The organism is Pseudomonas sp. LP_7_YM (assembly GCF_004364435.1).
GTDB lineage: Bacteria > Pseudomonadota > Gammaproteobacteria > Pseudomonadales > Pseudomonadaceae > Aquipseudomonas.
Window position 1 is genome coordinate 41,905 of sequence record NZ_SOCT01000008.1, and the last position, 19,605, is coordinate 61,509.

Genomic DNA, 19,605 nt, shown 5'->3' on the forward strand with positions numbered 1-19,605 from the left:
GCCTGATCAGCCAGCTTGGCGCTTAGTGAATCGGTCATCGCCATTGAGCGCCTGTGCAATTTCACACGCCGATGATCGCGTTTTTTCAGATCAAGGCTCGGACATCCGCCATGCCAATTCCCGGCGCTTGCCACCTACTTGAAAACGCAGAATCCATTTTTATTCTACCGGTGGCCGTCACGACCAACCACAAGCCGTCCCGGTGTTTTTAGGTCCCTGTGGCGATCACATTTTCGACAAACAAAGGCGTCAACTTGTCCATGATTTTTGGTTTGTAGCCCCTCACTGGGTCCCCTCTTTGGCGTGGAATTCGCTGGATGAACAAAGAATCTCGCAGGTAGCAAAATAGGCTGAATCTATCAAGGTCAGGGAGTGTTTTGGAGGAGGCAAGTATCGGTCGCTGGCGTACTAAAAAGCCGGCTTGTGGCCGGCTTCTCGGTGACGGGTTTGATTGGTTTTTGACTAACCGCACCCGTCCGCAAAAGTGCGCGCTGCGAGGCAGGCGCTTGTGAGATAGACGAGGCAGGTCGCTATGACGTTACCGGGTCGAGCACTCATCAGCGGATAGCCGGTGGGTGGTGAAGCGAAGGCGTGCAGGATACTCACTCTTGCTTCGTCTGCCCAGTCGTGACCGTCCATTCGCCTCTTACACCCCGTCAAACGCGTGCCCTTTATTTACGCGTCAGGGGAGGGTTGCGGGGTGGCGCCGGTTGTTGAGGGTGGACCACCAGAAGATCCAGCCGATGACGTGGATGTGTTGTTCGAGGATCTGTTCGGCGGTGAAGATTTCATCGGGGTATTCGCCGGCGTTGTGGCTGCGCAGGCGCAGGCCGCCACCGGGGAGCCGGTAGAGGTATTTCACGCGCAGCATGCCGTCGTGCTCGAGGGCGTACATTTCGCCATCGATGACGTTGATGCGGCCGCGGTCTATGCCGATGAGCGATCCGTCCTGAATCTTGTCGGCCATGCTGTTGCCGCTCATGGCGACGCAGATCGCGTTGTGCAGTTCGACGTCCATGGCGTCGAAAACGCGTCTTGCCAAACGGACCTTACGGTTGGGCATTTCGCTGACGGCTGTCCGGCCGCAGTTCTGGGTCTGGCGTTCGGTATAGAAAGGCATCTCTAGCTCTTCGCGCATACTGGCGCGGTCAGAGCGTTGCCGGGCGACGTCTTCCAGGCGGCGTTTGTCGCGGTCTTCTCCCGGGTGCTTCGGACCCTCGCCGCTGCGCAGCCAACGTACGTTGACGCTCAACAGTTCGGCGACTTCTTCCATGCGAGCAAGGGGGATGCCACGCTTGAACCAATTGTTCACGTGCTGCGGCGTAACCTTGCGGTTGACGGCGAAGTCGGTTGCGGAGAGATGGCACTCTCGCAGAAGGATGCGTAGTCGATCACCTGATGTATTCATGGATCGAAGTTTACGTGCGCTTCAAGTGAGTTTAAATGAACGAAGTGTTCAAATGAGCGAGCGGTCAAGGTTAAAGGTGATTATGGTCATTGCCAGTGGCGAGTGTTGTTGTAGGAAATTTCCTTAACTATTTTGTTTCGTTCAACAGTTCCGTAATGCGCTGCTTGTAGCGTGCTCGTGGTAAAAGTTTCGAGGCAGAGCGGTAGTTACGGCGGGGACTTGTATCAATTGTTGTTCTAACAGGCGAAGTGGCTGTTCGGAATAAACGAAGTGTTTGGCGTGGCGCAGATTTAAACATTTGCCCGAAAAAAATATAGCAGAAACTGCTTGGCGAGAGAGGGATGGTTTCGAATAAGACCGGGTGATTGATTTTTGCGACTGGTGGGCAGCCGACCGCAAATGAAATCGCTCTCACAATTTGGGGAGGTGTTCGTCTCAGGCCTTGGGTCACACAGAGGGGTGCAAGGCAGGAAAATCATTCTGAAGTGTGAGCTGAGGCGGGTAGAGGAGGGGCTACCTCCGAAGCGATCAACGCTTCGGAGGTAGCGAATCGGATCAGCCCTTGTAGGCAGCAACCGATTTGGTGATGGCTTCGCGAGCGGCGTCTGCGCCAGCCCAGCCTTCGATCTTCACCCATTTGCCTTTTTCGAGGTCTTTGTAGTTGGCAAAGAAGTGCTCGATTTGCTGGATCAGCAGCGGCGGCAGGTCGGTGTATTCCTTCACGTCGACGTACAACTGGGACAGTTTGTCGTGTGGCACGGCGATGATTTTGGCATCGCCGCCGCCGTCGTCGGTCATGTTCAGCACGCCGACTGGACGGGCGCGGATGACCGAGCCAGGGGCGACCGGGTAAGGCGTGACGACCAGAACGTCGAGGGGGTCGCCGTCATCAGCCAGGGTGTTCGGGATGAAACCGTAGTTGGCCGGGTAGAACATCGGGGTGGCCATGAAACGGTCAACGAACAGCGCGTCGCTTTCTTTGTCGATTTCATACTTGATCGGCGCGTGGTTGGCCGGGATCTCGATTGCGACGTAGATGTCATTCGGCAGGTCTTTGCCGGCCGGAATCTTGCTGTAGCTCATTGGGCTTTGCCCCCTTGGTTGACCATTCAGAATCTGGCGTCCAACGCCAAAAAGTGGCCCGGATTATAGGCACATTCCAGAAGCGTTGCCATGCGTGGCGGTCAGCTTCCAAACGTCGTGTCGAGCCTGATAGACCGGCGTTTCAGACTTAAGTGCCTGCCTGAAGTGCCGTGAGGCGGGTAAGAGGATCCTGCCGGTAGAAGGCTTTGAGTTGCTGGTAGACCTGCGGGTACGCCTGGACCAGCAAATCCGGGCCGCTGAAGAAGTATTCGCTGGTGACGGCGAAAAACTCTGCGGGGTTTTCCGCCGCGTAAGGGTCGATTGCGGTATCGGCGTCCGGGTTGGCGTCCAGTTGTCGATTCAGGTCATCGAATGCGCCTTGCATGGCGCCGACCCAATCGGCGATGCGCATGTCGTTATGCAGTGGCGGGTGGCCGTTGGCATCGCCGTTGAGCATGTCCAGCTTGTGCGCCAGTTCGTGGATCACCAGGTTGTAGGCTTCCCAGCCGCCGCTGGCGAGAACGCCGGGCCACGCCAGGATGACCGGCCCCTGCAACCAGGCTTCACCGCTGTGCTCGCCGTTCCATTCGTGCTCAATGCCGCTGGCGTCGCGGTGTTTTTGCGGGCTGATGAAGTCGTGACCATAGAGGACGATTTCGTGAAAGCCCTGATACCAGTTCAGGTCACCTAACGCCAGGAGTGGCAATTGCGCCTGCGCGGCCAGAAACAGACGCGACTCGTCGTCCAGAGTGACGCCTTCCAGTGCCGTGAGATGTTTGCCATGCAGAAACAGCACGCAGCTGTCGAGCAAGTAGCGATCCTCTTCGGCAGTCAGTCCGTCGAGGATCGGCAAGCGCTGGCGCACCCGACTCCACAGATCCGGGTCGACCGGGTTACGCGCCAGCGTGCGGTGTTTCAGCCAGCCGCTGAGCGACCACATGATTCAGCGCGCTGTGGCTGAGCGGCCCGTGCGGCTGCGAACCAGGCCGATGATCATCGGCAGCAGCGACAGCACAATGATCGCCAACACCAGCAACGTAAGGTTTTTCTTGATGAACGGGATGTTGCCGAAGAAATAACCGAGGGTGACCAGACCGGCTACCCACAGGAGCGAACCCAGCACACTGAAACCCAGAAAGCGCAGGTAGTGCATCTTGCCAAGCCCCGCTACAAAGGGGGCGAAGGTGCGGATGATCGGCAGGAAGCGCGCCAGGGTTACGGTCTTGCCGCCATGGCGTGCGTAGAATTCGTGGGTTTTGCTCAGGTAGTCGCGGCGAAAGAACTTCGAATCCGGATTTTTGAACAGTCGGTCGCCGAGGGTGCGCCCGATCACGTAGTTGGTGCTGTCGCCCAGGATCGCCGCAGCCGTCAACAGGCAGCCGAGCAGGACCGGGTCCAGGCCACCCCCGGCCGCGACCGCGCCTGCAATGAAGAGCAGGGAATCACCCGGCAGAAACGGCGTGACCACCAGACCGGTCTCACAGAAGATCACCAGGAATAGGATCGCGTAGACCCATGTGCCGTAGTTGGTTACCAACAAGTCGAGGTAGACGTCGAGGTGAAGGATGAGGTCGAGCGGGTGGAAATCCATGTACGGTACCTGATTGAAAAGCCCGATCCGGGCCCGATGATGACTGCTGATTGGGGCGCATTATAGAGGGAAGAATCGGGATGTCGCTGGGGCTGTATCAAGATTGAAAGATTTGGTAACGATGGCGCTCGCTTGGCTTGGCCGAAGCTGTGGCAGAAAATTCATTTGCGAAAGAGGGGCAAAGCGACAGAGACGGCTGGGCTGTGACGCCTGATGGCGAACGAATTCGCTTGCACAGGTTTCGCACCTTTGCATGTGCAGCTGAAAAAAGACGGCCTGCGAAGAGGCCGTCTTTAGCAGGCGATTACCGGATCAGAAGAAGCCCAGCGGATTGATGTCGTAACTCACCAGCAGGTTTTTGGTCTGTTGGTAGTGCTCCAGCGCGATTTTGTGGGTCTCGCGGCCTACGCCGGATTTTTTGTAACCACCGAACGCAGCGTGCGCCGGGTACAGGTGGTAGCAGTTAGTCCAGACGCGACCGGCCTTGATGGCGCGCCCGACACGGTAGGCGCGGTTGATGTCGCGGGTCCAGACGCCGGCGCCGAGGCCGAATTCGGTGTCGTTGGCGATGGCCAAGGCTTCGGCTTCATCCTTGAAGGTGGTCACGCTGACCACCGGGCCGAAGATTTCTTCCTGGAACACGCGCATCTTGTTGTTGCCTTTGAGCAGCGTCGGCTGGATGTAATAGCCGGTCGCCAGCGAGCCTTCCAGCTTTTCGACCTTGCCGCCGGTCAACAGCTCGGCGCCTTCATCCTGGGCGATATCGAGGTAGGAGAGAATCTTGTCGAATTGCTGCTGTGATGCCTGAGCACCGACCATGGTTTCGGTATCCAGCGGGTCGCCGCGTTTGATCTTCAGCACCTTCTTCATCACCGCTTCCATGAACTGCGGGTAAATCGATTCCTGCACCAGGCAACGTGAAGGACAGGTGCAAACCTCGCCCTGGTTAAAGAACGCCAGCACTACGCCTTCGGCGGCTTTGTCAATGAACTCGGGCTCGGCGCTCATGATGTCTTCGAAGTAGATGTTCGGCGACTTGCCGCCCAGTTCGACGGTGGACGGGATAATGCTGTCGGCCGCCAGTTTCATGATGTGTGAGCCCACGGGCGTGGAGCCGGTGAAGGCGATTTTGGCGATGCGCTTGCTGCTGGCCAGCGCTTCACCGGCTTCGCGGCCAAAACCTTGCACCACGTTGAGGACGCCTTTTGGCAGCAGATCGCCAATCACTTCCATCAGCACGGTGATGCCCAGTGGGGTTTGCTCGGCGGGTTTGAGCACAATGCAGTTACCGGCAGCAAGGGCGGGGGCAAGCTTCCAGGCAGCCATCAGCAGCGGGAAGTTCCACGGGATGATCTGACCGACCACGCCCAGCGGTTCATGGATGTGGTACGCCACGGTATTGCCGTCGATTTCGGCAGCGCTGCCTTCCTGCGCACGCAGCACGCCTGCGAAGTAGCGGAAGTGATCGACCGCCAGCGGAATGTCGGCGTTGAGGGTTTCGCGCACCGCCTTGCCGTTGTCCCAGGTTTCGGTGACAGCCAGCAGTTCCAGGTTTTGCTCGATGCGGTCGGCGATTTTCAGCAAGGTCAGCGATCGTTCCTGAACGGAGGTCTTGCCCCACGCATCGGCAGCGGCGTGGGCGGCGTCCAGCGCTTTATCGATGTCTTCGGCAGTCGAGCGGGGGAATTGGGCGATCAGTTTGCCGGTGACCGGCGAGGTGTTTTCAAAATACTGGCCTTTGACCGGCGGGACGAATTCGCCACCGATGTAGTTGCCGTACTGGGTCTTGAAGGTAACGATGGAGCCTTCAGTACCGGGATGGGCGTAATGCATGGTGAATATCTCCGCTCTTGTGATTGTGTGGGGATAACGCATTGCTTCATTGGGTATGGCTGCGCTTGGTTAAAGCGTAGAGCAAAGCTTGGGCCACCGCTGTTAAAGCCCCGGTTTATCAGGCCTTCGCCAGATCATCAGATGCCTGAGCGACTGTTGTGCGCCAGCAGCGATACGGCCAGCGTGACATTTTGTATCGAATATGGGGCCATTCGCTCGCATGCGCCTTTGCAAGCATTGCAATGGATAAAGGCCAGGAGGATGCTGGTCTGCAACTCCCCGGGAGCACCTTGGAAGCACAATAAAAATGCACAGCAATCACTTCACCCGACACGCACAGCAAGTTCTGACCGTCGCCCAAGGCAAGTCGACTCATCGCTCTAGCCCAAGTACCGACCCCTCGATTGCCCGGTCATGGGCGCGTTGCGTTGAGGACTATCATCTGGACCCCGCTCAACCCATGGCCCCGACAGTGTTGGAGCATGCTCGGGTACTGGAAAGTCGCGAGCGTCTGCAGCAGGTGCTGACCATCGCCGGTGGCGAGATGAACCGTCTGCTTGAGCAGCTTTCCGGTGGCCATGCAGTGCTGTTGACCGATGATCGCGGGGTGATCCTCAACTGCGTCACCGAGCCTGGCGAGCGCAAGATTTTCGAGCGCGCGGGCCTCTGGCTGGGTGCTGACTGGAGCGAGTCGCGGGAAGGGACCAACGGGATTGGCACCTGTCTGGTGGAGCGCCAGCCGGTGACCATTCATCGCGATGAACACTTCCGCGGTCGGCACACCGGCCTTACCTGCTCGGCCAGTCCGGTATTCGACCCGCACGGCGACCTGTTGGCTGTGCTCGATGTGTCCTCGGCGCGGCATGATGTGTCGCGGCAAAGTCAGTTCCACACCATGGCGCTGGTCAACCTCTCGGCAAAAATGATCGAAAGCAGCTATTTTCTGCGCCACTTCAACGGTCAATGGCTGCTGCGTTTTCATTTGCAGGCGGACTCGGTCGGGCTGTTCAGCGAAGGTCTACTGACGTTTGATGAGGAGGGGCGCGTTCGTGCGCTTAACCAGAGTGCGTTGAATTTACTCAGCTTGGGCCGCGCTGATCTGATTGGTCAGCCGGTGGAATCGCTGTTCGATTGCTCGCTGGATGAACTGATGAGTCGCGCAACACCTGATGCAGTGACGAGCTGGCCGCTGCGTACGTGCGACGGGCGCGGTTTTTTTGCGGTGCTGCGTGGCCCATCGCGGCCTGTGATCAAATCCGTTTCTGCGCCTGTTTTTGTCAAACATCCTGCACAACCAGCCCCAGGCGTGATTTGCCTGGGCGATGCTGCGCTGCAAGCCGATTTTCGTCGCGCCCTGAAGGTCTTCGAGCGCGACGTGCCGCTGCTTATCAATGGCGAAACCGGTTCTGGCAAAGAGGCTTTCGCCAAGGCTGTGCATCAGGCCAGCCAACGAACAGGCAGACCGTTCGTGGCGCTCAACTGCGCAGCCATTCCGGAAAGCCTTATCGAAAGCGAGCTGTTCGGTTATCGCGGCGGCAGTTTCACCGGCGCGCGCAAGGAAGGCATGCGCGGCAAACTGCAGCAGGCTGATGGCGGCACCTTATTTCTCGATGAAATCGGTGACATGCCGGTGGCCCTGCAAACGCGTCTGCTGCGGGTGCTGGAGGACCGTCTGGTGGTGCCGATCGGCGGCGAGCCGCAGGCCGTCGATGTGCGAATCATCAGTGCGACGCACCGCAATCTTCTGGGGCGCGTGGAGGACGGGAGCTTTCGCGAGGACCTCTACTATCGCCTCAACGGTCTGGAGATCGCGCTGCCGGCGTTGCGTGAACGCAGTGACAAGTCGCAGTTGCTGGACGTTCTGCTGGAAGAAGAGGCGGGCGGGCAGCCGGTGACGATGGATGCTGAGGCCAGGCGTGCGCTGCTGCATTTCAGCTGGCCGGGGAATGTGCGGCAGATGCGCAATGTGCTCCGCACGTTAGCGGCGCTATGCGAAGACGATGTAATCCGTCTCGACGACTTGCCCACCGTGGTGCGCCAGCAACAGGCGGCGCAACAAATGGATGCGCCGTTGCGGAGCGATTCACCACTGGACGATGCCGAGCGTTCAGCGCTGATCGCAGTGCTCGATACCCAGCGCTGGCACATGACCCACGCGGCGCGAGCGTTGGGGGTCAGTCGCAACACCTTATATAGAAAGCTGCGTAAGCATGGGATTGCGCGTTAGCACTGTGCGCGGCGCGGTCGCCCAGAGGGCGTGACATCATTGGCGATGAGTCCTGTCGCGGGTTGGGGTTTTGTCGTCTGTACCGACGTCCCGCCAATGAATTCACTCCCCTGGTTCGATGTTCGACGAGATCGGTCACTCCCTTCAATTGCCCCGTGCGCATTGCCCACCTTCTACGCTAACCTGCGTCCATGGTTTAAGAGGTTGGTCATGCACATTCATATTCTGGGTATTTGCGGCACGTTCATGGGTTCGCTGGCGGTTCTCGCCAAGGATTTGGGCCATAAAGTCACAGGCTCCGACGCCAATGTCTACCCGCCGATGAGCACGCAGCTCCAGGCGCAGGGCATCGAGTTGATGCAGGGTTACGATCCTTCGCATCTGGAACCGGCACCGGACCTGGTGGTGGTTGGCAATGCTCTGTCGCGCGGCAATCCGGCTGTCGAGTACGTCCTGAACAAAGGCTTGCCTTACGTTTCCGGTCCGCAGTGGCTGGCCGATCACGTACTGCGCGGCCGCTGGGTGCTGGCTGTGGCCGGGACGCACGGCAAGACCACCACCAGCAGCATGCTCGCTTGGGTGCTGGAGCACGCGGGCATGGCGCCGGGCTTTCTCATCGGCGGCGTTCCGCAAAACTTCTCGGTGTCTGCGCGTCTGGGCGATACTCCGTTCTTCGTGGTTGAAGCCGACGAATATGACAGCGCCTTCTTTGACAAGCGTTCCAAGTTCGTCCACTACGGCCCGCGCACCGCGATCCTCAACAACCTTGAATTCGACCACGCGGATATTTTCCCTGACCTGCCTGCCATCGAGCGCCAGTTCCACCATTTGGTGCGCACTATCCCAAGCGAAGGACTGGTGATTCATCCGACCACCGAGCCGGCTCTTGAGCGGGTGATCGAAATGGGTTGCTGGACCCCGGTGCAAACCACCGGTCAGGGCGGCCAGTGGCAGGCCAGGCTGCTCAGCGAAGACGGTTCGACGTTCGAGGTGAGTTTCGAGGGCGTCGCTCAAGGCATCGTGGACTGGGGCATGACCGGTCAGCACAACGTCGCCAACGCACTGGCAACCCTGGCTGCAGCGCGGCACGTTGGCGTCGTGCCGCATCAGGGTGTCGAGGCCTTGAGCGCGTTCAAAAGCGTCAAGCGCCGGATGGAAAAGGTCGCCGATGTGCGTGGTATCACCATTTACGATGACTTCGCCCATCACCCAACGGCCATTGCCACCACGCTCGACGGCCTGCGCAAGAAGGTCGGTGATTCGCCTGTCATCGCCATCGTCGAGCCGCGCTCCAATTCCATGAAGCTCGGCGCGCACCGCGAGGGCTTGCCGGAAAGCATCGATCAGGCCGATCAGGTGATCTGGTACGCACCGGCCAATCTGGGCTGGGACCTGGCCGCGACGGCCGCGCTGTGCACAGTACCTTCGGTGGTTTGCGATTCGCTGGAGGCCATCATCGAACGCGTGAAAAGTCAGGCGCTGCCCGGCACTCATGTGGTGATCATGAGCAATGGCGGTTTTGGCGGTCTGCACGGCAAGCTGGCCGAGGCGCTGAAATGAGTGGCCCGGAACGCATTACCCTGGCGATGACCGGCGCGTCCGGCGCGCCATACGGCCTGCGCTTGCTCGACTGCCTGGTGCGGGAAGATCGTGAAGTGCACTTCCTGATTTCCAAGGCCGCGCAACTGGTCATGGCAACCGAAACCGACGTCTCGCTGCCGCCCAAGCCGCAGATGATGCAGGCGTTCCTGACCGAGTACACTGGCGCCGCAGCCGGGCAGATCAGGGTCTATGGCAAAGAGGACTGGATGTCGCCAGTGGCGTCCGGCTCGGGCTCGCCCAGTGCGATGGTCGTGGTGCCTTGCTCCACTGGCACCTTGTCGGCTATCGCGACCGGTGCCTGCAATAACCTGATCGAACGTGCCGCCGATGTGACACTCAAGGAACGCCGGCAGCTGATTCTGGTGCCTCGCGAGGCGCCGTTTTCCAGCATTCATCTGGAGAACATGCTCAAGTTGTCGAACCTGGGCGCGGTGATTCTTCCTGCATCGCCGGGTTTCTATCATCAGCCGCAGACTATCGATGACCTGATCGATTTCGTCGTCGCGCGGGTTCTCAACCTGTTGAACATTCCTCAGGACATGCTGCCGCGCTGGGGCGAGCATCATTTTGGCGCCGATGAATAAGAAACTGTTTGTTCTGGCACTCGGTCTGGTACTGGCGACCGGTTGTTCCACCGTGCGCACGCTGGACGCCAATCAGCCCGGCGCGCCAGTGGTGTATTCCGGCACCCGGCTGGATCTGTATGCCATAGAGGGCGGATGCTGCGAGAAGGAGCGCTTCGGTGTCGAGGCGCCGAAATACCCGATGCTGGATCTGCCGGGCAGCGCCTTGCTCGATACCGTTTTATTGCCGTTGTCGGTGTTGACGGTCCTGGGTGTGGGGTATCAGGCCACGGGCGGGATGTAACTCAGTTATGTGAGTAGCCGCACCTTTTAGCCTGTAGGAGCGAATTCATTCGCGAGGCAGCGGTACATCCAGCATGAGTACAGCGGATGTCCTGCGCCTCGTGAATGACTTCGCTCCCTCAGTGAAGGACACATGCGCCAGATAAATGCGCAGCGACTGAAAACCTGCTATTTCCCTAAGCGCCGCAGCTCATCGGACTCCACAACCCGCACCCCATTCTGTTCTTCCAGCGCCAGGCGCCAGAGCGCTCGGGCCAGTTGGCAGGCCTCAATGCCGCCGTATTTGCCGGGGATCAGTTTGGCGATGGGGCCGGCCAGCTGCTCGACCAGACGCTGATCCTGCCGCTCACCGATCAGCAGTGAAGGCCGGGCAATGGTCAGTTGCGGCCAGTCCTGCGCCTTGAGCGCTTCTTCCATTTCACCCTTGACGCGACTGTAGAAAACGCTCGACTCAGGGTCGGCGTTCACCGCACTGATCACCAGCAGATGGCGGGCGCCCAGTTCGCACGCGCGTTGGCCGAAGGCCACGACCATGTCCATGTCCACGGCGCGAAAAGCGTCTTTGGAGCCTGCCTGTTTAATCGTGCTGCCCAGGCAGCAAAAGGCGATATCGACTCGACCCGACAGTGTGGGCAGCAGCGAAGTGAAGTCGCCCACCGGGTTTTCCAGATGAGGGTGTTCAGCCAGAGGCCTGCGGCTCGGCGCCAGGACGCGGCTGACGGTGGGTTCATTGAGCAGGCGATCGAGCAGATGCTCGCCCGTCAAACCGGTCGCACCGGCCAGCAGGATGTGTTGCGGCGTCAAGTACATGATCTTTCTCCCTTGATACGCCACAAGCATAGGCGTTCTAACCCAACAGACTGCGCGCTGGGCTGGCTGGTTTCACCAGGTCGTCAAATATTCATCCAGCAATGCCCGCCCTCATAGACATTGCCCATGGCATATGACGGTACCGCGGTGGCCGCTTTTGATTCTGGATGAAGGCCAGGCCCGCCGACATAAAGGTTTTTTCAGTGACTGTGGACGACTGCCTTGGCGGTCACGCCGATCGAAACGGTATTCAACGCACGCTCTGCCTGACTCTTGCGCAGTTTTTGCCAGTGCGCGATGACCCCTTTGGGCGCCCATATCTGTGGCTCGGAGGCCTCGAAGTTTTCCTCGATTTCCCGCTGGGCGACGATGGCTTTGGCGTCGTTGAACGCCTGTTGCAGGTCGTCGGTTTCCACCAGAGCCTTGTCGAACAGCGCCTCGCCAAAGTAGGTGAAATCGGCCTCTTCCGAACAACCGAACGAAACGCGGTCCTCTCGGGAGGCCGTGATCACCATGGTTTTTTCGTCCTTGATCGCCGGAATGAAACCGCCCGAATAACAAGCGGAGATCACCACGATCTTGTCGCGGTTCTTCAGTGGCGCGAGCACACCGGCCATCTCGTTGGCGGGCAGGTCCGATAACTCCAGGCGCGGCTGATCAAGCACCAACTCATGCTCATGGGTGCCGTGGCTGGTGAGGTAGATGAAGACCAGATCTTCCGGGCCACTGCGCTGGGCCAGCGTCTGCACGGCACGGCTGATGTTCTCGCGGGTCGCCAGCGGCCTGTCGGCTATGTGGTCACGATGGTTGACCAGCGAAATCTGCCCGAACGCGCCGAACCGGGTCGCCAGCAGGTTGTTGACGTAATCGGCCTCGCGCAGAAACACGCTCTGCTTGCCGTCGCCGCCGACCACCAGGCTGTACAGCTCGACCGCCGGTGTGGAGGGCGGAACCGCGGCCAGCGCCTTGTCCAGCAGCGCACCCTGCGCGAGCAGACCGACTTCCAGCGGATCAGGCAGCAACTTGCCCTGCGCATCGCGTACGCGCTGTCCGTTGGACCAGGTCCCACTCTGCACGCTGCCGTCGGCAGATGTCAGAACGCCCTGACCCTGATAGGTGTCATTGTCGAAGTGACCGATGTAAATGCTGTCGTCCGGGAGCTTGAGGCGACCTTCGCCGGCGAAACGCCAGTTGCGGAATTGCCCTTGATAACTGGTGCCGTCGGAGCCGATCAACTCGCCCTTGCCGGTGAATGCGCCGTCCTTGAATTGGCCGGACCACACGTCGCCATCGGCGTTTTCGTAGCGCCCGCGACCATTGAGCTGGTTGTCGTGGAAGCCGCCTACGTATTGATCGCCATCGGCGCTGTTGAAGTTGCCGACGCCCTGCAGTTGGCCATCGACAAACTTGCCGCTGAACTGATTGCCCGCGGCATCGCTGCGCTGGCCCTCGCCGTTGGGTTTGCCGTGAGCGAACTGGCCCTGATACTCGCTGCCGTCCTCCAGCACCAGATGGCCCAAGCCGTCGTACAGGTCGGCCTTGAACTCGCCGCGATAACTCATGCCATGCTCTTTGAGCGTGCCTTCGCCATCGCGCCGCCCCAGTTTGTAGCCGCCGACATAGCTGCCGGCGCTGGTGGTCAGCTGACCTTGGTCGTAAAACAGACCGTCCTGAAAGCCACCTTTATAGACGTCGCCGTTGCTGGCGTGCCATTCGCCCTGGCCGTTCCACTGACCGTTTCTGAATTCCCCGGCATACCAGCTGCCATTGGGGTAATCGATGCGGCCGTTGCCTTGCAGGACGCCGTTGACCACCTCACCGCGATAGCGCCCGCCATCGGGCAGGCGTGCGTCCGGCGGCAGCAATGATTCGCCGTCACCGCATGCGGTAATCAGAAGGGTAAGGGCCAAAGGAGCAAGCGCGCGCATGGTAGATCCCGAAAGAGAGGTGTTTCGGCGTGATCAGATCGCGTACTTGTCGAGTCGCTCACACAGCCGCGCCGAGTATGCCGCAGCCGGGAAGCGTCATGAAACATTCTCTTTCGACTGTTTCATGTTTTACAGGGTTTACACGAAGAATAGAGAGAGGGGTTCGGCGATGAACGCAGGCTTGTCCTGCCCCTCGATCTCAAGCATTGCAGTGGCTTTGAGCAGCCATTGGCCGGGCTTTTTCGCGGTGACTTCGGCGAGGGTAACTTTTAGACGAACGCGCGAGTCGACTTTGACCGGCTGGATGAAACGCACACTGTCCAGCCCATAGTTGATCGCCATCTTCATGCCTTCCGGGAGGACCATAAGCGACTCCATCAGCTTGGGGATGAGCGACAGCGAGAGAAACCCGTGGGCAATGGTGGAACCGAACGGGGTCTGCGCGGCTTTGACCGGATCGACATGGATGAACTGAAAGTCGCCCGTGGCTTCGGCGAACAGATTGATGCGCGCCTGGTCGATAAGCAGCCATTCGGAACTTCCCAGCTCCTTGCCTTCATAGTGCTTAAGCTCTGCAACGGGTACGCGGGGCATCGATACTCTCCTTGTGGGATCGCGTTTGTATTCAAACCTGGGCGGCTATCGGCTTTTTTATTGCATCACTGTTTGGGCATCGCATCGGCAGCCCCTGTAGAAGCGTTGCGCCAGAATGCAAAAGTCTGCATGCCTCGCAAGCGGGGTCAGCAAACAATCGGCTTGCGAATACCCCCTCATAGGCTGGGGGCTGCGTGCTTATAATGTCGCTGCGAATTTGCTGGAGTTTTTATGTTGCTAAGAGGCCTGACGTGGCTGGTGCTATTCCAGTTAGTGGGAACGGCGCTGAATCATTTATTCCTGTCGATCCTGCCCGGACCGATCATTGGTCTGGTGCTGTTGATGATTTACCTGATGGTGCGTGGTGAAGTCAGTGAGCCCATCAGCCTGGCGGCCAGCAGTCTGCTGCGCTATCTGCCTTTGTTGCTGGTGCCGCCAGCCGTGGGTGTTATGGTCTATGCCGGTCAGATTGCCGACGATTTCTGGGCCATCGTCGGTGCACTGGTTTTGTCGCTGATGATCTCGCTCACGTTCGCCGGCTGGTTGATGCAAAAACTCATGGACCGTCAAACCAGCCGCCGGGAGCCGTCATGAGTCTGGATTGGCATGGCGCCTGGCTATCGGTCATTCATCATCCGTTGTTCGGCATCGCCATCACGCTGGGAGCCTATCAGGTGGTTCTGGCCGGATACGAGAAAACCCGTTGGGTGTTTCTGCAGCCGGTGCTGGTCTCTATGTTGGTGGTGATTGGCGTTCTGGTGAGCTGCGGGCTGGAATACGCCGAGTACCGCAAGAGCACCGAAATTCTCAGCGTTTTGCTCGGCCCTGCGACGGTCGCGCTGGCGGTGCCGCTTTATCTGAATCTGCGGCGTATCCGGCAGCTGTTCTGGCCTGTCTTGACTACGCTGGTGGTTGGCGGCGTACTGGGGACCGCGCTTTGTGTGGGGCTGGGCTGGGTGCTGGGCGCCAATCACATGATCCTGATGACCATGGCGCCGAAGTCGGTTACCTCACCGATTGCCATGCTGGTGGCCGAGCAGATCGGCGGCGTGGCAGCCCTGGCAGCGGTTTTCGTGTTGATTACGGGGGTCATCGGCGGCATATTTGGCCCCGGTCTATTGACCTTGGCGGGTGTCCGCAGTCCGGAAGCCAGAGGCATGGCCTTGGGGCTGACGGCCCACGCGGTAGGGACGTCGGCGGCTTTGCAGGAAGGGGAGGAGTGTGGCGCCTTTGCGGCGCTTGCCATGAGTTTGATGGGTGTTGCCACAGCGTTGTTCCTGCCGTTGGCGGTGTCGCTGGTTGCTTGAGGGTGTGTCTATGTCGTTGCCGTTGTTTGCGCTGAACGCTGTGCTGTTCCCGGGGTGTGTGCTCGATCTGCAGATTTTCGAAGCGCGCTATCTGGACATGATTGGCCGCTGCATGAAACAGGGCCAAGGCTTTGGCGTGGTGTGCATCACCGAAGGCGGCGAAACCGGAGATGTGCCTGAAGGTTTCTCGCAGATCGGCTGCGAAGCGCGGGTGACCGACTTTCAGCAACAGGACAACGGTCTGCTGGGCATTCGCGTGGTTGGCGGTCGGCGTTTTCGCGTGATCAGCGCTGACGCCCAGCGCGACAATCTGCTGGTCGCCGAGGTGCAGTGGCTGGAATTGCCTCAGGAGCAGCCGTTGCAGGAAGAGGACGACGATCTGGTGGCATTGCTGGCCGCGTTAGCCGAACACCCGATGGTCGCCGCCTTGAACATGGGGCTGGAGGCCGGCGGGCAGCATTCACTGGCCAATCAACTGGCGTACCTGCTGCCGTTTGCCGAAGAAGACAAGATTGAGTTGCTGGAAATCGACGATGCCGAAGAGCGGCTCGATGCGATTCAGAACCTGCTCGATGAGATGCAGGGTGATAGGCAGGCCTGACCGGCTTCCTGTAACGGTCCGGCTTGCCGACGGCGGCATCCTGAAGTCGCCGCCGACTGCCCATGCCGTCACAGATGCTCGGCTGTTGCTCGTTGCAGGCATTAATACTCGTATCGAATCAGCCCATGTGTCAGCGAATGAGCCGCGAACCCGACCAGTACCGCGAAGATCACCGGTAACAGCAACCACCATACGCGTAGCGGCAGGGCGGGCAGCGGCTGTTTGTTCTCCACGAACGCCAGGCTCGTGGCGCAGGCAAAAAACGCCAGCAGCATTCCGGCCAGCACGTCAGTTGGCCAATGCACGCCCAGATACACCCGTGACACACAAATCGACGCCGCAGGAATCACGCCCAGCACCAGCCAGGTCAACCGCAAGCGAACAGGCTGCCCGCGGCCTGCGAGTACGGCAAGCGTCATGAACAGCGCAAACGATGCCGACGCATGTCCGCTGGGCATGCTGTAACTGGACAAAGGCTCGGCCAACACTTCAGGGCGGGCGCGAGCGAACGTGTGCTTCATGCATTGGTTAATGATGGCCGAGCCCAGGGTCGTCGAGCAGGCGAATACCGCGTGTCGCCACTGACGCGTGATAACCAGGACAATCAATAGCAACGCCGCGGCGCAGAATTGCGTCTTGAAGTCCCCCAGGCCCGTGACCAGCACCACGAAATTTTCAGCAGCTTCACTGCGATGCTCCTGCACCAGTGTCATCACGCCCTGATCCAGGTGCGCCAGATACGGCCAGCCGAGAAACACACCGATCAGCAGAATCAGGCAGGTCAGCGCGATCAGCCAGGTCGCGTAAGGCTTGGCGCGCACGCTGCTTTGAATCGCCACGCCCAGCAACACCGCCAGTCCCGCGCCGACCACCGCAGCCTCGGGCCAGAAGCCTTCTGGCAGGGGTAGACGAATCGCGGCTCCGGTCGCCCAGCCCGGCAGGATGTATGCCACCGACCAGCCCGCTGCCGCAACCACGCTCACCGCAGCGAATCGGACGAGGGGCATGTCGAACATTCCGGCTACCATCGGCAGCATCGGGCGCAGTGGGCCGATGAAGCGACCGACCAGGAGACTGGCGATACCGTAACGCTGGAAGTAGGTTTCAGCCCCTGCTATCCACTCCGGGTGCTGGCGCAGCCCCGGCAGCCTGCGAATATTCTGGTGGAATCGTCGGCCCAGAAAGTAGGACACGAAGTCACCCAGTAACCCACCCAGGAAGCCCAGTAATAAGGCTTCGCCCAACGGCAGGATCCCGCTGCCCGCCAGCGCCGCGATTGCGAATAGCAAGACCGTACCGGGAACGATGATCCCGGCAATGGCCAGGCATTCGACGAATGAAACCAGAAAGACTGCCGCGCCCAGCCAGGACGGGTTGGCACTCAACCATGCGGTGATGCTGTCGAGCCATGGGCCCATGGGTCAGTTTCCTTGCTCGAGGATGAAATAGTCGCGTCCTTCAACTTGCCCGCGCCTGATCGGGTTCCGCGTGCAGAACCGCGCATAAGCGGCATCCACGAAGCGGTACATCAGTTGCTCGTCGCGCCCGGCGGGTATGCCCAGGCGGGTGGTCTGGATGATGTGCGGCGGGTATTGGCCCAGGTCTTCGACGAAAATCTGCTCGTGATCGAAGCGCTTGGCATCCCACATCGGCACCTTCAGACCAAGGGCCTTGCACAGCAGGGTCTGTCCGGCGCACAAGCGCTCGGGCGAGCGAATATTGCCGCTGGCGTCGGGGTTGTTCAGCAACATCTGCGCGAGACTGTTCTCGCCCGAGCGACCGTCGACCCATGGATAGGCCGATTTGATCAGCACCGCGTTGCCTGGGCCGCCCGCACTGAAATTCAGTGAGTCGCCACCTCGCGCGTAGTACATATAAATGTGGCCCCCATCCAGAAACAAAGCCTTACGTTTCTCTGTATAGCCCAAGGACGAGTGACTGCCTTTTTCCTCGAGGTAATACGCTTCTGTCTCTATGATGCGCGCCGATAACCACAATTCGCCGACCTTGTGACGGATCACTTTGCCAAGCAGATCACGGGCAAGGGTCTGGGCGTCGCGGTTGAAGAAACGGTCGGGCAGGGCACCTGGGGAGTTGTTGGGCATAAGTGAGCAACATGGAGGGGTGGCCGACGATGATAACAATCTGGGGCTTAATTGCAGCTGAATGGCTTGAGCGGCCGCACCTTAATGTCGGAGCCGTCTTGCTGGCGAACGCTGAGCCTCAGCCGCCTGGACGTCAACAAGCACCACGGGTTCGCCTGATCGCGGCCCGCAGCAAGCCGGCTGCTGCAGGTGTTCACAGATTCATATCGTGGTTTCACTCAGCAAATCCAGCTTATATCGACCATCCGCCTGTCGCCGCTGTCGTTCGGCCCGCCCGACAGCTATAATCGGCCGCTTTCTTCTCCGCCAAGACCTCTGAGACCATGACTGAGTCCGTTCTTGACTATATGACCCGCCTGGGTCGCGCCGCCCGCGAAGCTTCGCGCGTGATCGGCCGCGCCAGCACCGCGCAGAAAAACCGCGCGCTGGACGCTACCGCCGCCGCGCTGGATGCTGCCCGCGCAGAGTTGATGGCTGCCAACGAGCAGGACCTCGCCGCAGGTCGTGCCAATGGTCTTGAACCGGCCCTGCTCGAACGTCTTGCCCTGACCCCGGCTCGTATCGACAGCATGATCGCCGGTTTGCGTCAGGTCGCCAGTCTGCCGGACCCGATCGGGACTATCCGTGCCATGAACTTCCAGCCGTCCGGTATTCAGGTCGGCAAGATGCGCGTGCCGCTGGGCGTGGTGGGCATCATTTACGAGTCGCGTCCGAACGTGACCATCGATGCGGCCAGCCTGTGCCTAAAGTCGGGTAATGCGACCATCCTGCGTGGCGGTTCCGAGGCCATTCATTCCAATCGGGCTATCGCTACCTGCATTCAGCGCGGCCTGGACGAAGCGGGGCTGCCGGCTGCCGTGGTGCAAGTGGTCGAAACCACCGACCGCGCTGCCGTGGGTGCCCTGATCACCATGCCCGAGTACGTTGACGTTATCGTTCCGCGTGGCGGCAAGGGTTTGATCGAGCGTGTGAGCCGCGACGCCAGGGTGCCCGTCATCAAGCATCTGGATGGCATCTGCCATGTCTATGTCAGTGCACATGCCGATCTGGAGGCCGCACAACGTATCGCCTTCAACGCCAAGACTTATCGTTACGGTATCTGCGGCGCCATGGAAACGCTGCTGGTGGATCAGGCCATCGCGGTCGATTTCCTGCCGCAAATGGCTGTCCGGTTCCGTGAGAAAGGCGTCGAACTGCGTGGCTGCGAGCGCACTCGCGAACTGATCGACGCAATCGCGGCGACCGAAGAAGACTGGCACACCGAATACCTGGCGCCGATTCTGTCGATCCGCATCGTGACCGGGCTGGACCAGGCCATCGAGCACATCAACCGTTATGGCTCGCATCACAGTGACGCCATCATTTCCGACTCCCAGGCTCAGACGCGCCGCTTCATGGCCGAGGTCGACTCCAGCTCGGTGATGATCAATGCGCCGACCTGTTTTGCGGACGGCTTCGAATACGGCCTGGGTGCGGAGATCGGCATTTCCACCGACAAGATCCACGCCCGTGGCCCGGTTGGGCTGGAGGGCCTGACGTGCGAGAAGTACATCGTCGTTGGCGACGGACGCCAGTTGCGCGGGCAGGAGCCAGCCTGACTTGGCCGACAATCGGCAGCACGCAGGCAGTCAAGCGAAAGCGGTAGCCGAG

General features: G+C 59.9%; 18 protein-coding genes. 8 read left to right on the top strand and 10 right to left on the bottom strand.

From position 1 onward, the window contains the following. Window positions 1-682 precede the first annotated feature (682 nt). The 5 genes from EC915_RS18160 to EC915_RS18180 form a co-directional block, all read right to left on the bottom strand. Entirely contained in the window at window positions 683-1,408 is a 726-nt protein-coding gene (locus EC915_RS18160; protein ID WP_133751907.1) for an XRE family transcriptional regulator, read from the bottom strand. Between the two features lie 555 nt (window positions 1,409-1,963). Then, window positions 1,964-2,491, bottom strand: a complete 528-nt coding sequence (ppa, locus tag EC915_RS18165) for an inorganic diphosphatase (protein WP_133751908.1) — start codon at window positions 2,489-2,491, stop codon at window positions 1,964-1,966. 148 nt (window positions 2,492-2,639) lie between these two features. Further along, entirely contained in the window at window positions 2,640-3,431 is a 792-nt protein-coding gene (locus EC915_RS18170; RefSeq protein WP_133751909.1) for a zinc-dependent peptidase, read from the bottom strand. 3 nt (window positions 3,432-3,434) lie between these two features. After that, window positions 3,435-4,082: a DedA family protein gene (locus EC915_RS18175; protein WP_133751910.1), complete on the bottom strand. Its 648-nt coding sequence runs from the start codon at window positions 4,080-4,082 to the stop codon at window positions 3,435-3,437. Between the two features lie 312 nt (window positions 4,083-4,394). Next, window positions 4,395-5,915: an aldehyde dehydrogenase family protein gene (locus EC915_RS18180; protein ID WP_133751911.1), complete on the bottom strand. Its 1,521-nt coding sequence runs from the start codon at window positions 5,913-5,915 to the stop codon at window positions 4,395-4,397. Window positions 5,916-6,222: 307 nt separating this feature from the next. On the opposite strand from EC915_RS18180, the gene EC915_RS18185 reads away from it, so the two are divergent. The 4 genes from EC915_RS18185 to EC915_RS18200 all read left to right on the top strand — a co-directional run bounded on the left by EC915_RS18185 (window position 6,223) and on the right by EC915_RS18200 (window position 10,611). Then, entirely contained in the window at window positions 6,223-8,142 is a 1,920-nt protein-coding gene (locus EC915_RS18185) for a sigma-54-dependent Fis family transcriptional regulator (RefSeq protein WP_133751912.1), read from the top strand. Between the two features lie 210 nt (window positions 8,143-8,352). Further along, window positions 8,353-9,702, top strand: a complete 1,350-nt coding sequence (mpl, locus tag EC915_RS18190; RefSeq protein WP_133751913.1) for a UDP-N-acetylmuramate:L-alanyl-gamma-D-glutamyl-meso-diaminopimelate ligase — start codon at window positions 8,353-8,355, stop codon at window positions 9,700-9,702. Beyond that, window positions 9,699-10,328 (top strand): flavin prenyltransferase UbiX, encoded by a 630-nt coding sequence (ubiX, locus tag EC915_RS18195; protein ID WP_133751914.1) that lies wholly within the window; start codon window positions 9,699-9,701, stop codon window positions 10,326-10,328. Before mpl ends, ubiX begins: the two co-directional genes overlap by 4 nt. Then, window positions 10,321-10,611 carry a YceK/YidQ family lipoprotein gene (locus EC915_RS18200; protein ID WP_133751915.1) on the top strand — a complete coding sequence of 97 codons (291 nt, stop codon included), beginning with the start codon at window positions 10,321-10,323 and terminating at the stop codon, window positions 10,609-10,611. Before ubiX ends, EC915_RS18200 begins: the two co-directional genes overlap by 8 nt. A gap of 167 nt (window positions 10,612-10,778) precedes the next feature. Here EC915_RS18200 and EC915_RS18205 read toward each other — a convergent pair whose 3' ends face one another. The 3 genes from EC915_RS18205 to EC915_RS18215 form a co-directional block, all read right to left on the bottom strand. Next, complete coding sequence (locus EC915_RS18205) at window positions 10,779-11,420, bottom strand: oxidoreductase (protein WP_133751916.1); 642 nt, start codon at window positions 11,418-11,420, stop codon at window positions 10,779-10,781. Window positions 11,421-11,620: 200 nt separating this feature from the next. Then, window positions 11,621-13,348 carry a C13 family peptidase gene (locus tag EC915_RS18210; RefSeq protein ID WP_133751917.1) on the bottom strand — a complete coding sequence of 576 codons (1,728 nt, stop codon included), beginning with the start codon at window positions 13,346-13,348 and terminating at the stop codon, window positions 11,621-11,623. Window positions 13,349-13,486: 138 nt separating this feature from the next. Continuing rightward, window positions 13,487-13,942: a MaoC family dehydratase gene (locus EC915_RS18215; protein WP_133751918.1), complete on the bottom strand. Its 456-nt coding sequence runs from the start codon at window positions 13,940-13,942 to the stop codon at window positions 13,487-13,489. 231 nt (window positions 13,943-14,173) lie between these two features. On the opposite strand from EC915_RS18215, the gene EC915_RS18220 reads away from it, so the two are divergent. The 3 genes from EC915_RS18220 to EC915_RS18230 are packed head-to-tail and all read left to right on the top strand — an operon-like array spanning window position 14,174 to window position 15,850. Further along, complete coding sequence (locus tag EC915_RS18220; protein ID WP_133751919.1) at window positions 14,174-14,536, top strand: CidA/LrgA family protein; 363 nt, start codon at window positions 14,174-14,176, stop codon at window positions 14,534-14,536. Window positions 14,537-14,538: 2 nt separating this feature from the next. Then, the gene (locus EC915_RS18225; protein ID WP_166651028.1) at window positions 14,539-15,249 is read left to right on the top strand and encodes an LrgB family protein; all 711 of its coding nucleotides are present in this window, start codon (window positions 14,539-14,541) and stop codon (window positions 15,247-15,249) included. Between the two features lie 10 nt (window positions 15,250-15,259). Then, window positions 15,260-15,850, top strand: coding sequence for an LON peptidase substrate-binding domain-containing protein (locus tag EC915_RS18230; protein ID WP_133751921.1), 591 nt, complete (start codon window positions 15,260-15,262; stop codon window positions 15,848-15,850). A 101-nt stretch (window positions 15,851-15,951) separates the two neighbouring features. On the opposite strand, the gene EC915_RS18235 is transcribed toward EC915_RS18230, so the two are convergent. Then, a complete protein-coding gene (locus tag EC915_RS18235) occupies window positions 15,952-17,268 on the bottom strand; it encodes a bifunctional DedA family/phosphatase PAP2 family protein (RefSeq protein ID WP_133751922.1) in 1,317 nt (438 codons plus the stop codon). 3 nt (window positions 17,269-17,271) lie between these two features. After that, window positions 17,272-17,955, bottom strand: coding sequence for a DNA-3-methyladenine glycosylase (locus EC915_RS18240; RefSeq protein WP_133751923.1), 684 nt, complete (start codon window positions 17,953-17,955; stop codon window positions 17,272-17,274). A 323-nt stretch (window positions 17,956-18,278) separates the two neighbouring features. Between EC915_RS18240 and EC915_RS18245 the strand changes: the two genes are divergently transcribed. Next, window positions 18,279-19,553, top strand: a complete 1,275-nt coding sequence (locus EC915_RS18245) for a glutamate-5-semialdehyde dehydrogenase (protein WP_133751924.1) — start codon at window positions 18,279-18,281, stop codon at window positions 19,551-19,553. The last annotated feature ends 52 nt before the right edge of the window (window positions 19,554-19,605 follow it).

Excerpts from the sequence above, each read along its gene's own strand:
- EC915_RS18160 (WP_133751907.1), bottom strand. The coding sequence starts at position 1,408 with ATGAATACATCAGGTGATCGACTACGCATCCTTCTGCGAGAGTGCCAT.
- ppa (WP_133751908.1), bottom strand. The coding sequence starts at position 2,491 with ATGAGCTACAGCAAGATTCCGGCCGGCAAAGACCTGCCGAATGACATC.
- EC915_RS18170 (WP_133751909.1), bottom strand. The coding sequence starts at position 3,431 with ATGTGGTCGCTCAGCGGCTGGCTGAAACACCGCACGCTGGCGCGTAAC.
- EC915_RS18175 (WP_133751910.1), bottom strand. The coding sequence starts at position 4,082 with ATGGATTTCCACCCGCTCGACCTCATCCTTCACCTCGACGTCTACCTC.
- EC915_RS18180 (WP_133751911.1), bottom strand. The coding sequence starts at position 5,915 with ATGCATTACGCCCATCCCGGTACTGAAGGCTCCATCGTTACCTTCAAG.
- EC915_RS18185 (WP_133751912.1), top strand. The coding sequence starts at position 6,223 with ATGCACAGCAATCACTTCACCCGACACGCACAGCAAGTTCTGACCGTC.
- mpl (WP_133751913.1), top strand. The coding sequence starts at position 8,353 with ATGCACATTCATATTCTGGGTATTTGCGGCACGTTCATGGGTTCGCTG.
- ubiX (WP_133751914.1), top strand. The coding sequence starts at position 9,699 with ATGAGTGGCCCGGAACGCATTACCCTGGCGATGACCGGCGCGTCCGGC.
- EC915_RS18200 (WP_133751915.1), top strand. The coding sequence starts at position 10,321 with ATGAATAAGAAACTGTTTGTTCTGGCACTCGGTCTGGTACTGGCGACC.
- EC915_RS18205 (WP_133751916.1), bottom strand. The coding sequence starts at position 11,420 with ATGTACTTGACGCCGCAACACATCCTGCTGGCCGGTGCGACCGGTTTG.
- EC915_RS18210 (WP_133751917.1), bottom strand. The coding sequence starts at position 13,348 with ATGCGCGCGCTTGCTCCTTTGGCCCTTACCCTTCTGATTACCGCATGC.
- EC915_RS18215 (WP_133751918.1), bottom strand. The coding sequence starts at position 13,942 with ATGCCCCGCGTACCCGTTGCAGAGCTTAAGCACTATGAAGGCAAGGAG.
- EC915_RS18220 (WP_133751919.1), top strand. The coding sequence starts at position 14,174 with ATGTTGCTAAGAGGCCTGACGTGGCTGGTGCTATTCCAGTTAGTGGGA.
- EC915_RS18230 (WP_133751921.1), top strand. The coding sequence starts at position 15,260 with ATGTCGTTGCCGTTGTTTGCGCTGAACGCTGTGCTGTTCCCGGGGTGT.
- EC915_RS18235 (WP_133751922.1), bottom strand. The coding sequence starts at position 17,268 with ATGGGCCCATGGCTCGACAGCATCACCGCATGGTTGAGTGCCAACCCG.
- EC915_RS18240 (WP_133751923.1), bottom strand. The coding sequence starts at position 17,955 with ATGCCCAACAACTCCCCAGGTGCCCTGCCCGACCGTTTCTTCAACCGC.
- EC915_RS18245 (WP_133751924.1), top strand. The coding sequence starts at position 18,279 with ATGACTGAGTCCGTTCTTGACTATATGACCCGCCTGGGTCGCGCCGCC.